The following is a 12,548-nucleotide window of genomic DNA, read 5'->3' as shown; positions in this document are numbered from 1 at the left end:
ATCATGGCGCGTCTCGAACTCAAAGCCGTCGACAAGTCCTTCGGCGCCGTCAGCTGCGCCAAGGGCGTGTCGCTGACCGTCGAGCCCGGCGAGATCGTCGCGGTGTTCGGCCCCTCCGGCAGCGGCAAGACCGTGCTGCTGCGCATGATCGCGGGAATGTTCGAGCCTGATGACGGCGACATCCTGGTGGGCGGCCGCTCCATCGTCGATGCACCGCCCGAGCAGCGTGGCATCGGCATGGCGTTCCAGAACTTCGCGCTGTTTCCGCATATGAGTGCACGCGACAACATCGCCAGCGGCTTGCGCGCGACCGGCACGTCCGACATCGCCGCCAAGGTGACGGCGATGAGCCGGCTGTTGAAGATCGAGCACGTGCTCGGCCACCGGCCGCGCGAACTGTCCAACGGCCAGAAGCAGCGCACTGCGCTGGCCCGCGCGTTGATCGGCAATCCCGAGGTGCTGCTGCTCGATGATCCCCTGCGCAATGTCGACGCCAAGCTGCGCTACGAGATGCGACTGGAGCTGCCGAGCCTGCTGCGCCGCAGCTCAGCGGCGGCGCTCTATGTGACGCAGGATTACCGTGAGGCAATGGCGATCGCCGATCGCATCGCGGTGCTGATCAACGGCCGGCTGGTGCAGGTGGCGCGGCCGGAGGAGATCTATGCCCGACCCGCGTCGGTCGCGGTGGCGCGGTTGTTTGGCGATCCCAGCATCAATCTGTCCGAGGTGTCGCCGGTGACTGATCAGGGGCGGCTGACGGCCGCCATCGCCGGAACCGAGATCATGCTCGATGGCGACGAGCGGGAGACCTCCGCGCGGCAACGGTGCTGGCTCGGTGTCCGTCCTGACGATGTCGTGGTGACACGTCAGAATAGCGGTGGCGCGATCCCGGCGCGTGTGGTCGCGATCACGCCGATGCATGAGCGCGCGGTGCTGTTGCTGCGCTTTGCCGACGGCTCCGAATGGCTGGCGGCGATGGCGCCCGAGGCGCTGGAGGCGGCGGCCGACGAGGAGGTGTTCGTGCGGTTCGCACCCGAGGCGGCGCTGTTGTTCGATCATGCCAGCGGAGAGCGCATCGGCTTGCCGCCGCGGCGGCAGGCAGCCTGAGGATCAGTCATGGGAATGCTCGAGATCCGCAACGTCGACAAGGTCTATCATACCCGGGGCAAGCCGCCGGTCCATGCGGTGCGCGCACTCGACATGGATATCAGGTCGGGCGAGATCGTCGCGCTGCTGGGCTCGTCGGGCTGCGGCAAGACCTCGACCTTGCGCATGATCGCCGGTTTCGAAAGCGTGAGCTCCGGATCGATTGCGTTGGCGCAGCGGCCGATCCACGAGCTGCCGCCGGCGAAACGCCGGGTGGCGATGGCGTTCGAAGGCTATTCGCTGTATCCGCCGCTGACGGTGCGCGAGAACATCGGCTTCGCGCTCAAGGCGCAGCAATTGTCGCGCACCGAGATCGCGCAACGCGTCGACAGCATCGCGCGACTGGTCGAGATCGAGGGCATCCTGGACAGCCATCCGCGGGCGCTCTCGGGCGGCCAGCAGCAGCGCGTGTCGCTGGCACGCGCGCTCGTGCGCGACGCCGATCTCTATCTGCTCGACGAGCCGATGGGGCAATTGGAGCCGCAGCTGCGCGCGGTGCTGCGCGGCCGCATCAAGGGGCTGCTCGCCGAGCGCGGCATGACCGCCATCTTCGTTACCCATGACCAGACCGAGGCCAGCGCGCTGGCCGATCGCATCGCGGTCATGGAGGACGGCGTGCTGCAGCAATTCGCCAACGAGCGCGAGCTGAAGAACCGCCCGGCCAATCTGTTCGTCGCGAGCTTCATCGGCGAGCCGCCGATGAATCTGCTGGAGACGACGGTGAGGCGCGCCGAGGGCGGCTTCCGTCTGACGGCCGGCTCCGGCATGGCCTTCGATATTCCGGGCCAGACGCTGGCACCTGCCGCGCAGCAGGCGCTGGCACAGAGTGATCGCATCAAGGTCGGCATTCGCCCGCAGCGGATCGCGATCGGCAGCGGCGAGGCGCGCTTACGCGTCGTGTCCAATCAATGGCTGGGCGACCAGTCGCATGTCGCCGGTGAGTGCGCCGGCCATCTGCTGGTGGCGGTTACGTCGAGCAGGGTCGCGGCCCGGCCGGGCGACGTCGTGCCCTGCGCTCTGGAGGCCAAGAACCTGCACCTGTTCGGGACCGATGGTCTCTGCATCCGCCATGCGGAGGCGCGCTGATCATGGCGTCGGCTACGACCCGCGACGTGATCATCGGCATCGACGCCGGGACCTCGGTGGTCAAGGCGGTCGCCTTCACGCGCGATGGGCGTCAGATCGGCGACTTCGCCATTCCCAACAATTACACGACGGCGCCGGGCGGCCGGGTCGAGCAGGATATGCAGCGGACCTGGACCGATACGGTGGCGGCCCTGCGTGGCCTCGCCCGGGCGGTCCCGGACCTCGCCCGGCGTGTCTCCGCGATCGCCGTGACGGGGCAGGGCGATGGCACCTGGCTGATCGATGCCGATGGCCAGCCCGTGGCGCCCGCGCTGCTGTGGCTGGATTCGCGGGCCGCAGCTTTCGTCGAATCCTTCCGCGCCAGTGAGCGCAACGCCGCGCTCTATCTCCGCACTGGATCCGGGCTCAATGCGTGTCAGCAGGGTCCGCAGCTCGCCTGGCTGCAGGCGCATGATGCGCAGATGCTGGCGCGCGCCAGCACGGTGTTCCACTGCAAGGACTGGCTCTACTTCAAGCTCACGGGACAACGCGCCACCGATCCCTCGGAAGCGGCGTTCTCCTGCGGCGACTTCCGCACGCGCTGCTTCGACGACGAAGCTGCAAGCCTCATCGGCATCTCCGAGTCCGCGCGGCTGTTTCCGGCCGTGGTCGATGGTGTGGCGGTGACGCACCCATTGGCGGCCGCGGCAGCGGCGGAGGCGGAGCTGCCGGAAGGCGTGCCGGTGGCGCTCGGTTATGTCGACGTCATCTGCAACGCGCTCGGCGGCGGCCTCTATGACCCCAGCCCCGATGTCGGCTGCACCATCATCGGCTCGACCGGCATGCATATGCGGCTGGTGAACGGCGCCGATGCGGTCAGGCTGAATCCGGAGGCGACCGGCTATACGATGCCATTCCCGGTGCCGGGCCATTATGCGCAGATGCAGTCGACCATGGCCGCGACCTTGAACATCGACTGGCTGCTCGATGTCGCCCGCGGCGTGCTCGCCATGGAGGGCATCGCGCGCTCGCGCAACGATCTGATCCGGCGGCTCGACGAGCGCGTGCTCGACGCGAGGGCCGGCGAGCTGCTCTATCATCCCTACATTTCCGATGCCGGCGAGCGCGGACCATTCGTGTTGCACGAGGCTGCCGCGCAGCTGATCGGGCTGCGGACCCGACACGGTTATTGGGATCTGATGCGCGCCGTGATGGAGGGATTGGCCTTCGCCGCCCGCGACTGCTACGCGGCGATGGGATCGTTGCCGGCGGAGATCCGCCTGACCGGCGGGGCCGCCCGAAGCCGGGCGCTCGGCGCCATCCTTGGTGCTGCGCTCGGCAGCACGGTTCGGGTCTGCCGTCGCGAGGAGGCGGGAGCGTCGGGCGCGGCGATGATCGCAGCCGTGGCCACCAACATTTACAGCACCATGATGGACTGCGCGGAGGACTGGGTGAGACCGTATTTGGATGTGGCGCAGGCGCCGGACGCTGCGCTCGCGGCGCGTTACGAGCAGATGTTCCCGACCTATGTCGAGGCCCGCCTGGCGGCACGCCCGGTCTGGAAGCAGCTCGCCGCACAGCGCGCAGGTGTAAATCATGTCTAGCGCCGCGTCGCCTTGTATCGCCATCATCGGCGATCGCTTCATGCTGCCCTCGGTGTTTGCCGAGCGCATCACCGCTCTGTGCGGTGGCGTCGACATCCGCATGCTTGAGCAGCCCTGGCCGGACGAGCCGATGGAGCACGGCTATGCCGGCTCCAAGCTCGACGGCCTGAAGGAGTTCATGGGCGATCCGGACGAACTTGCCGATTTCATCGGCACGGCACCGCTGCTGGTCACGCATCTGGCGCCGATTTCGCGCGCGATGCTGCAGCGGCTGCCGAGCCTGAAGTTCGTTGCGGTGTCGCGCGGCGGTCCGGTCAATGTCGACATGCAGGCGGCGCGCGATCACGGCGTGCTCGTCGTCAACACGCCCGGCCGCAATGCCAGCGCGGTCGCCGAATTCACCATCGGTGCGATGCTCGCCGAGACCCGGCTGATCCGCAGCGGCCATGAATCGATGCGCGGCGGCGAGTGGCGCGGCGATCTCTACCGCGCCGACCGCACCGGACGCGAGCTCGGTGAGATGACCGTGGGCATCGTCGGCTATGGCGCGATCGGTACCCGCGTGGTGAAGCTGTTGAAGCCGTTCGGCTGCAAGATCCTGGTGACGGATCCCTACGTCCAGCTCAGCGCGCAGGACCGCAATGATGGCGTCGAGCATGTGGCGCTCGCCGATCTGCTGGCGCGCGCCGATGTCATCAGCCTGCATGCCCGCGTCACCGCCGAGACCACCGGCTTCATCGATCGCGAGGCGATGGCGCGGATCAAGCCGGGCGCGATCCTGATCAACACGGCCCGCGGCCCGCTGGTCGACTATCAGGCGCTCTACGAGGCGCTCAGCTCGCAGCGGCTCGCCGGCGCCATGCTCGACACCTTCGCGGTCGAGCCGGTGCCGCCGGACTGGCCGCTGTTGCAGTTGCCGAACGTCACGCTGACGCCGCACATCGCCGGCGCCTCCGTGCGCACCGTCACCTTTGCCGCCGACCAGGCGGCCGAAGAGGTTCGCCGCTATCTCGCCGGCGAGCCACCGCTCAATCCCTGCTGACGACGAAAGGCTTTCGACATGAACCGCGAGGAACGACAGATCCGCGAGAACATCATCGCCAAGTGCCGATGGATGAACGCGTCGGGTCTGAACCAGGGCACGTCGGGCAACATCTCGGCCCGCTACAAGGACAGGATGCTGATCACGCCGTCAGCGACGCCCTATGATTCGATGAAGCCCGAGATGATCGCCTCGATGCCGCTCGAAGGCGAGTACGGGTCCTGGGACGGGCCGCTGAAGCCCTCGACCGAATGGCGCTTCCATCTGGACATCATGCGCGGCCGTCCCGATGTCGGCAGCGTCGTGCACACCCATTCGACCTATGCCACCGTGCTCGCCATCGCCCGCAAATCGATCCCGGCCTGCCACTACATGATGGCGGCCTTCGGCGGCACCGATATCCGCTGCGCCGGCTATGCCCGCTTCGGAACGGCTGAATTGTCCGAACTCGCGCTCGCCGCGCTGGAAGGACGCAATGGCTGCCTGCTCGCCAATCATGGCATGATCGCGGTCGGTGCCAATCTCGACAAGGCGATGTGGCTCGCGGTCGAGCTCGAGACCATCGCCAAGCAGTATTATCTCTCGCTCGCGCTCGGCCAGCCGCACATCCTGGGCGAGGCGGAGATCGCCGAGACGGCGCGCGGATTCTCGACCTACGGCCTGCAGGAGCTCAAGGCGAAGCCGACGAAGCCCGCGAAGGCGGCAACCAAGACGCGCGCGGCCGCCGAGCGCCGCAAGCCCGAGAAGAAGCGCAGCAGCAAGCGATGAATGCGACGGTTTCACGCATCGGCCGGGATCATGGCGACGTCGATGTCGCCGTGATCGGCGGCGGCATCAATGGCGCGGGAATCGCGCGCGATGCCGCCGGCCGCGGCCTCAAAGTGCTGTTGTGCGAGAAGGACGATTTCGCCGAGGGCACCTCCTCGCGTTCAGGCAAGCTGATCCATGGCGGACTGCGCTATCTCGAATATTACGAGTTCCGCCTGGTGCGCGAGGCGCTGATCGAGCGCGAAGTGCTGCTCGCCTCGGCGCCGCACATCATTTGGCCGATGCGCTTCGTGCTGCCGCATTCGCCGGAGCAGCGGCCCGCCTGGCTGGTGCGCACCGGCCTGTTCCTCTACGATCATCTCGGCGGCCGCAAACAGCTGCCGCCGAGCCGCGCGGTCGATCTCGCGCATGAGCCGGAGGGGGCGCCGCTGCGGGAGGAGTTCCGGCGCGGCTTCGAATATTCGGATTGCTGGGTCGACGATGCCAGGCTGGTGATCCTCAATCTCGTCGATGCCGCGCGCAAGGGCGCGACCATCCTGCCGCGGACCCGCGCCGTCAGCGCAAGGCGGGAGAACGGCGCCTGGCATCTGGAGATGCGAGCGGCCAGCGGTGAGTTGCAGGTCGTGCGCGCGCGGGCCCTGGTGAACGCCGCCGGACCCTGGGTGCAGGACGTCGTGCAAGGCGTCGCCGGACTCAATTCCGCGCATCATGTGCGGCTGGTCAAAGGCAGCCACCTCGTGGTGCCGAAATTCTGGAGCGGATCGCAGGCCTATCTGTTGCAGAACACCGACCGCCGCGTAATCTTCGTCAATCCCTATGAGAGCGACCTCGCGTTGATCGGTACCACCGACATCGTGCACAATGGTCGCGCCGAGGACGTCGCGGTCGATGACGGCGAGGTCGATTATCTCCTGGCCGTGCTCGACCGCTATTTCCGCGCCGCGCCGGGCAAGGGCGACATCGTTCATGCATTCTCCGGCGTGCGGCCGCTCTATGACGACAATGCCGACAACCCGTCCGCGGTGACGCGCGACTACGTGTTCGAGGTGCATGGGGCGGCCGATCAGCCGCCGCTGCTGTCGATCTTCGGCGGCAAGATCACGACCTTCCGCCGCCTCGCGGAGCAGGCGCTGGAGCGGCTCGCGCCGTGGTTTCCGCAGCTGGCGCCGGCGTGGACGGCGGGCGCCTGTCTTCCCGGCGGCGACCTCGGTGGGACGTTCGAGCAGTTCCTGATCGATCTCGCGCGCGACTATCAGGGACTCCCGCGCGAGCTGGTGGCGCATTATGCGCGGCTCTATGGCAGCAGCGCGCGGGATCTGCTCGGCGCCGCCCGCAGCCCGAACGATCTCGGCCGTCATTTCGGCGGCACCTTCTATGAACGCGAGCTCGCGTATCTGCGCGAACGAGAGTGGGCCGTGACCGCGGCCGATGTGCTGGACCGGCGCACCAAGCACGGGCTGCATCTGACCCGCAGCGAACGCGAGGCGTTCGAGCTTCAGTTCTGAGGCGGTGCGAGCGCCGGTGCGATCCCGGGCCGGCGACCGGCCCAATGCGACGGCATTCACCGGGGCGATGTGCTGCTATTTTTACCTGGAGGGCCGTCATACCAGCCGCTACGCTTCAAGCGGCGGCAGATTGCTCTTGCGGTGCATCCGAGACTGCCCGGGAGAACCGTGCAGAGCGGGCTGTCGACAATCGGCCCCGACGATTGACAGTCAATTATTACACCTCTAAAAATATGCAAATTCATATAATGTGAGATGCCGGAATGGAGACGCATCCGCTGACGCTCAAGGTGCTGTCGATCGCTGCGGAGACACCGCACGTTCGGAGCCTTGTGTTCGGCGTGGAAGGCGATGCCGTCCCGGAATGGCAGGCCGGGGCACATATTCGCGTCGCCCTCCCGAACGGTGGAGACCGGCCGTATTCTCTGCTGGCCCTGCCGGACTTGCCGGCTGGCGCGCTGGCGCTCGGCGTGTTGCGCGAGGCCGCGTCGACCGGCGGCTCGCAATACATGCACGCGCTGAGAGCGGGCGATGTCGTGAAGGCGTCCGCGCCGGTCAACAACTTCGCCTTGCATGCCGACGCCGCGCCGGCGCTGCTGTTCGCCGGCGGCATCGGCGTCACTCCCATTCTCTCGATGGCTGCCGAGTTGAGCGCGCAAGGACGTCCGTTTCGGCTGCATTATGCGGGACGGGCGCCGGGAGGGCTCGCCTTCCTGTCACAGTTGCAGGCGATCTGTGGTCGCAGCCTTTCGATCCATTATGACAGCGACGAGACGCGGCTGGACATCGAGGCCGCCCTTGCCGCGGCAGCGCCCGGGTCTCACGTCTATGTCTGCGGCCCGGCAGGCATGATCGAGGCCGTGAAGGCCGCGGCGCTGACGAAGGGCGTCTCGCAGGATCGCATTCATTTCGAGCTGTTTCGGGCCGAGGCGCCCGGTTCACCCGACCGGCCGTTCGAGGTCGAGCTGAGATCGACCGGGCAGGTGGTCACGGTCGCGGCAGACCAGACGATCATTCAAGCGTTGGAGGCGGCCGGGCTCGATGTCCTCTATGATTGTCAGCGCGGCGATTGCGGCATCTGCCAGTGCGGCGTGATCGCGGGCGTTCCTGATCATCGCGACGTCATCCTTAGCGATGAGGAGAAGCGCTCCAACAGGCTGATCCAGATTTGTGTGTCGCGTGCGAAATCAGACCGGCTGGTGTTGGATCTTTGAACAGAGTCGAGGCTCGCCATGGGAAGATACGGGAATGATGCCGGCGCCATCATGGCGCTGGTCCGCAAGGCCGAGGTTCATCGCGACGTCTATGTCGATGCCGAGATCTTCGATCTTGAGATGGAGCACCTGTTTCCGAACAGCTGGATCTATATCGGGCATGCGAGCCAGCTTGCGAAGCCCGGAGATTTCATCACCGCCAATGTCGGCCGCCAGCCGCTGATGGCCAGCCGCCATAGCGATGGCGCCGTCCACGTCTTCTACAATCGGTGTCCGCACAAGGGCGTCAAGATCGCCTCGGAGCCGTGTGGCAACACTGGAAAATTCTTCCGCTGCCCTTATCACGCCTGGTCGTTCAAGACCGACGGCTCGCTGCTCGCCATCCCCTTGAAGAAGGGATATGAGGGCACCGGCTTCCCCGATACGCAAGCCAATGAAGGATTGGCGAAGGTCAAGAACGTCGTGGTCTATCGCGACTTCATCTTTGTCCGTCTGAGTGCTGAAGGCATGTCCTTCGAGGACTATTTCGGCGAAAGCCTCTCGACCATCGACAACATGGTCGATCGCTCTCCGGAAGGAAAGCTCGCCGTCGTGGCCGCGTCGATCCGCTACATGCACAACTGCAATTGGAAGATGCTGGTCGAGAACCAGACCGATACGTGCCATCCGATGGTTGCGCATGAGAGCTCGGCCGGCACCGCGGTGAAGGTCTGGAAGCGCGAGCAGCGCGACTCGACCGAGACGCCGATGGCGGTGCAGCTCTACGCCCCGTTCATGAGTCCTTACGAGTTCTACGAGCAGAGCGGCATCAGGATCTGGCCGAACGGCCACGGCCATACCGGCGTCGCGAATTCCATCCACTCGAACTACTCGGATGTCGAGGGGTATGTCGAGCAGATGGTCGCCACCCATGGCGAGAAGCGCGCGCATGAGATCCTGGGCGAAGTCCGGCACAACACGATCTACTTCCCGAACATCATGGTGAAAGGCGCGGTGCAGATCCTGCGCAATTTCATCCCGATCGCGGTCGACAAGACCCTGGTCGAGAGCTGGGTGTACCGGCTCGTCGGCGCTCCCGACAAGCTCTATGAACGCGCGCTGATGTACAACCGCTTCATCAATGCACCGACCTCGATCGTCGGTCATGACGATCTCGAAATGTATGAGCGGGCTCAGGAAGGCCTGAAATCGAACGGCAACCAGTGGGTCAATCTGCAGCGGCTGCACGAGTCCGACGAAGCGGATGACGTCACCGCCGTCATCAATGGCACCTCGGAGCGCCAGATGCGCAACCAGTTTCATGCCTGGGCCAAGTTCATGACCATGAACATGGACAAGCGCGTCGAGGCCGCCGAATGATCACCGACAAGAGCATCACCGATTTCATCTATCGCGAGGCCGAGCTTCTCGACACGATGCAGTGGGACGCGTGGCTCGCTCTGTTCCACGACAGCGGGCGCTATTGGATGCCGCTGGAATGGCAGCAGCAGGATCCCGTGCTGCAGCCGTCCTTGATGTATGAGGATCTGCTGCTGCTGAAGGTGCGTGTGGAGCGATTGGCGGGCGAGCGAACCTTCAGCCAGAAGCCGAAGAGCCGCTGCCATCATCTGCTGCAGGCGCCGACGATCACAGCCTGCGATCCGGCCAATGGAGTGTTCAAGGCGCGGACCTCCTTCATCTACACCGAGACCCGTGGGGATGTGCTGGAACGCTATTCGGGGTGGGCGTCGCACGACCTGATCGAGAGCGATGGTCACCTGAAAATCAAGCTGAAGCGGATCGATCTCGTCAATTTCGACGCCCCGTTTGGCAACATTCAGCTCTTCATGTGAGGGCCCCTTGACGACTTCTTCTTCCGTCTACGCCCGCTTTCGCGACACCGCGCTACGGTTCGGTCCATCGGCATTTCTCAACGTGCTGACGGAGACCGCCACGAATTACGGCATCGCGGCCGGTGAGATCAGCTATGCCACCATGCTCGCGCGGGTGGACGCGTGGCGGGCTGCGTTCGCAGAACAGGGCTATGGCGAGGGCCATCGGGTCGGGCTGCTGCTTCAGAACAGACCGGTGTTCGTCGAGTTGTGGTTCGCGCTCAACGCGCTCGGGGTATCGGTCGTCCCGATCAACCCGGACCTGCGGCTCAGCGAGCTCGAATACATCATCGCGCATTCAGAGATGAATGCGGCCTTCGTCCTTGCCGAACGGCGCGAGGAGGTGGAAGCGGCTGCGCGCAATGCCGGCCGTCCAATCCCGGTGGTGACGGTTGATGACGACATTCCCGCGCCCTTTGGCGGCCCGCGTCCGTCCCGGGCGGGCGTCGCATCCTCCGAATGCGCCTTGCTGTATACGTCGGGGACGACAGGTCAGCCGAAGGGCTGCGTGCTCAGCAATACCTACTACCTCTACAGCGGAGACTGGTATCGGGACGTCGGCGGGTTGATTGACCTCAGGGCTGGCGGAGAGCGCATGATCACGCCGTTGCCGCTGTTTCACATGAACGCCATGGCGGTATCGCTGATGGCGATGCTGTCGGTCGGCGGCTGTCTGACGATGCTGGATCGCTTTCATCCGCGCTCCTGGTGGGACTCGGTCAAGGAAAGCCGCGCGACCTGCCTGCATTATCTGGGCGTCATGCCGTCGATGTTGATGAGCGCGCCGGCATCGGCGGAGGATCGGGCGCATTCAGTGCGCTTCGGCTTCGGGGCCGGCGTGGACAAGCTCCTGCATGCGCCGTTCGAGGCGCGTTTCGGCTTCCCGCTGCTGGAAGCCTGGGCGATGACCGAGACGGGAAGCGGCGGCGTCATCGCCGCCAATGTCGAGCCGCGCAAGGTCGGCACCAGCTGCTTCGGGCGGCCGTCCGCCGACGTCGAGATCCGCATCGTCGACGACAGTGGCAATGAGGCGCCGGCGGGATCGCCGGGCGAATTGCTGGTGCGGCGGGCGGGCCCGGATCCGCGCTACGGATTCTTCCGGGAGTATCTGAAGAATCCGGAAGCCACTGCGGAAGCGTGGCAGGGCGGATGGTTTCATACCGGCGATATCGTCTCCCGCGATGACGACGGCGATCTGCATTTCGTCGATCGCAAGAAGAACGTCATTCGCCGGTCGGGCGAGAATATTGCCGCGGTCGAGGTCGAGTCGGTCCTCAATCGCCATCCTGCGGTCCGGCAGGCTGCGGTGGCAGCGACACCTGATAAAGTCCGTGGCGACGAGGTCGCGGCGGTCATCATTGCGGAGCAGGGCGGTGCGGACCGCAAACTGGCCGAGGAGATCGTCCGCTGGAGTCTCGAGCAGATGGCCTATTACAAGGCTCCGGGCTGGATCTGCTTCGTGGACCGTTTGCCGCTGACGGCAACCGAGAAGATCCAGCGCGGCGGACTGAAGGATCACGTCGCCAGACTGATGCAGGATGGCGCGTTCTTCGATGTGCGTGATCTCAAGCGGCGGCAGGTGTGATGACCATGCAGCAGACCTCCGGTCAAATCCGGACCACGCTCATCACCGGTGGAAATTCCGGGATCGGCGAGGAATTGGCAAAAAGGCTCGTCGCGAGGGGGCAGCGCGTGGTCTCGGTCGGCCTGGACAAGCCGGACTGGACGCATGACTTGCTGGCGGCCTATCGCGCCGACCTGACCAGCATCGACGCCACGCGCGCGATCGCGCAGGAGATCTGCCAGGCCCATGCCATTGATTGTCTCGTGCACAATGCCGGCGTGATCCTCCCCAATCTGCTGCCCGATACCAGGCCGGAAGATATTCTGACGCTTGCGCAGTTGCATCTGGGGGCGCCGATGCTTCTGACACAGGCTGCGTTGGACGGAATGCGCGCGCGTCGGTTCGGGCGAATCGTCTTCGTGAGCTCGCGGGCTGCGATGGGGGCGGTGACGCGCTCGGCCTATTCCGCGACCAAGGCCGGTGTCCATGGGATGGCGCGGACCTGGGCGCTCGAACTTGCGTCCGGGGGCATTACGGTGAACGTCGTCGCCCCAGGCCCGATCCTGACGGAGAATTTCTGGGGCGTCATTCCCAAGGGATCGGAGCAGCAGGAGCGGATGGCGCGCAACATCCCCGTAGGGCGGCTCGGCGCGCGCGAGGATGTCGCCCACGCCATCGAATTCTTCCTCGACGAGCGTTCCGACTTCGTCACCGGCCAAGTGCTTTATGTCTGCGGCGGCGCCAGCCTGGTCGGCCTCGGTCCTTGACC

General features: G+C 65.6%; 11 protein-coding genes. All 11 read left to right on the top strand.

Features of this window, described 5'->3' with window-relative positions; genetic code table 11:
• Positions 1–3: 3 nt before the first annotated feature.
• The 11 genes from ACVIJ6_RS34085 (at position 4) to ACVIJ6_RS34035 (ending at position 12,546) form a co-directional block, all read left to right on the top strand.
• Positions 4–1,107, top strand: a complete 1,104-nt coding sequence (locus tag ACVIJ6_RS34085; RefSeq protein WP_456776314.1) for an ABC transporter ATP-binding protein — start codon at positions 4–6, stop codon at positions 1,105–1,107.
• Positions 1,108–1,122: 15 nt separating this feature from the next.
• Entirely contained in the window at positions 1,123–2,232 is a 1,110-nt protein-coding gene (locus ACVIJ6_RS34080) for an ABC transporter ATP-binding protein (protein WP_456777141.1), read from the top strand.
• Between the two features lie 2 nt (positions 2,233–2,234).
• The gene (locus tag ACVIJ6_RS34075) at positions 2,235–3,815 is read left to right on the top strand and encodes an FGGY family carbohydrate kinase (RefSeq protein WP_456776313.1); all 1,581 of its coding nucleotides are present in this window, start codon (positions 2,235–2,237) and stop codon (positions 3,813–3,815) included.
• Complete coding sequence (locus tag ACVIJ6_RS34070) at positions 3,808–4,857, top strand: 2-hydroxyacid dehydrogenase (protein ID WP_456776312.1); 1,050 nt, start codon at positions 3,808–3,810, stop codon at positions 4,855–4,857. The genes ACVIJ6_RS34075 and ACVIJ6_RS34070 overlap by 8 nt, the downstream gene beginning before the upstream one ends.
• A gap of 18 nt (positions 4,858–4,875) precedes the next feature.
• A complete protein-coding gene (locus ACVIJ6_RS34065) occupies positions 4,876–5,625 on the top strand; it encodes a class II aldolase/adducin family protein (RefSeq protein ID WP_456776311.1) in 750 nt (249 codons plus the stop codon).
• Positions 5,622–7,130 (top strand): glycerol-3-phosphate dehydrogenase, encoded by a 1,509-nt coding sequence (locus ACVIJ6_RS34060; RefSeq protein ID WP_456776310.1) that lies wholly within the window; start codon positions 5,622–5,624, stop codon positions 7,128–7,130. Before ACVIJ6_RS34065 ends, ACVIJ6_RS34060 begins: the two co-directional genes overlap by 4 nt.
• Before the next feature lie 263 nt (positions 7,131–7,393).
• Positions 7,394–8,344, top strand: a complete 951-nt coding sequence (locus tag ACVIJ6_RS34055) for a PDR/VanB family oxidoreductase (protein ID WP_456776309.1) — start codon at positions 7,394–7,396, stop codon at positions 8,342–8,344.
• An 18-nt stretch (positions 8,345–8,362) separates the two neighbouring features.
• Entirely contained in the window at positions 8,363–9,703 is a 1,341-nt protein-coding gene (locus tag ACVIJ6_RS34050) for an aromatic ring-hydroxylating dioxygenase subunit alpha (protein ID WP_456776308.1), read from the top strand.
• Entirely contained in the window at positions 9,700–10,176 is a 477-nt protein-coding gene (locus ACVIJ6_RS34045; protein WP_456776307.1) for an aromatic-ring-hydroxylating dioxygenase subunit beta, read from the top strand. Before ACVIJ6_RS34050 ends, ACVIJ6_RS34045 begins: the two co-directional genes overlap by 4 nt.
• 7 nt (positions 10,177–10,183) lie before the next feature.
• Positions 10,184–11,800 carry an ATP-dependent acyl-CoA ligase gene (locus ACVIJ6_RS34040; protein WP_456776306.1) on the top strand — a complete coding sequence of 539 codons (1,617 nt, stop codon included), beginning with the start codon at positions 10,184–10,186 and terminating at the stop codon, positions 11,798–11,800.
• Between the two features lie 5 nt (positions 11,801–11,805).
• The gene (locus ACVIJ6_RS34035) at positions 11,806–12,546 is read left to right on the top strand and encodes an SDR family NAD(P)-dependent oxidoreductase (protein WP_456776305.1); all 741 of its coding nucleotides are present in this window, start codon (positions 11,806–11,808) and stop codon (positions 12,544–12,546) included.
• Positions 12,547–12,548 lie beyond the last annotated feature (2 nt).

Source organism: Bradyrhizobium sp. USDA 4369, from assembly GCF_054056435.1.
Note: the sequence above shows the minus strand (reverse complement) of the source record. Positions and strands in the feature narration are given on the sequence as shown.

Bases quoted from the DNA above. Each gene is read 5' to 3' on its own strand.
- ACVIJ6_RS34075 (WP_456776313.1), top strand. From the start codon at position 2,235: ATGGCGTCGGCTACGACCCGCGACGTGATCATCGGCATCGACGCCGGG.
- ACVIJ6_RS34085 (WP_456776314.1), top strand. From the start codon at position 4: ATGGCGCGTCTCGAACTCAAAGCCGTCGACAAGTCCTTCGGCGCCGTC.
- ACVIJ6_RS34050 (WP_456776308.1), top strand. From the start codon at position 8,363: ATGGGAAGATACGGGAATGATGCCGGCGCCATCATGGCGCTGGTCCGC.
- ACVIJ6_RS34045 (WP_456776307.1), top strand. From the start codon at position 9,700: ATGATCACCGACAAGAGCATCACCGATTTCATCTATCGCGAGGCCGAG.
- ACVIJ6_RS34055 (WP_456776309.1), top strand. From the start codon at position 7,394: ATGGAGACGCATCCGCTGACGCTCAAGGTGCTGTCGATCGCTGCGGAG.
- ACVIJ6_RS34065 (WP_456776311.1), top strand. From the start codon at position 4,876: ATGAACCGCGAGGAACGACAGATCCGCGAGAACATCATCGCCAAGTGC.
- ACVIJ6_RS34080 (WP_456777141.1), top strand. From the start codon at position 1,123: ATGCTCGAGATCCGCAACGTCGACAAGGTCTATCATACCCGGGGCAAG.
- ACVIJ6_RS34070 (WP_456776312.1), top strand. From the start codon at position 3,808: ATGTCTAGCGCCGCGTCGCCTTGTATCGCCATCATCGGCGATCGCTTC.
- ACVIJ6_RS34060 (WP_456776310.1), top strand. From the start codon at position 5,622: ATGAATGCGACGGTTTCACGCATCGGCCGGGATCATGGCGACGTCGAT.
- ACVIJ6_RS34035 (WP_456776305.1), top strand. From the start codon at position 11,806: ATGCAGCAGACCTCCGGTCAAATCCGGACCACGCTCATCACCGGTGGA.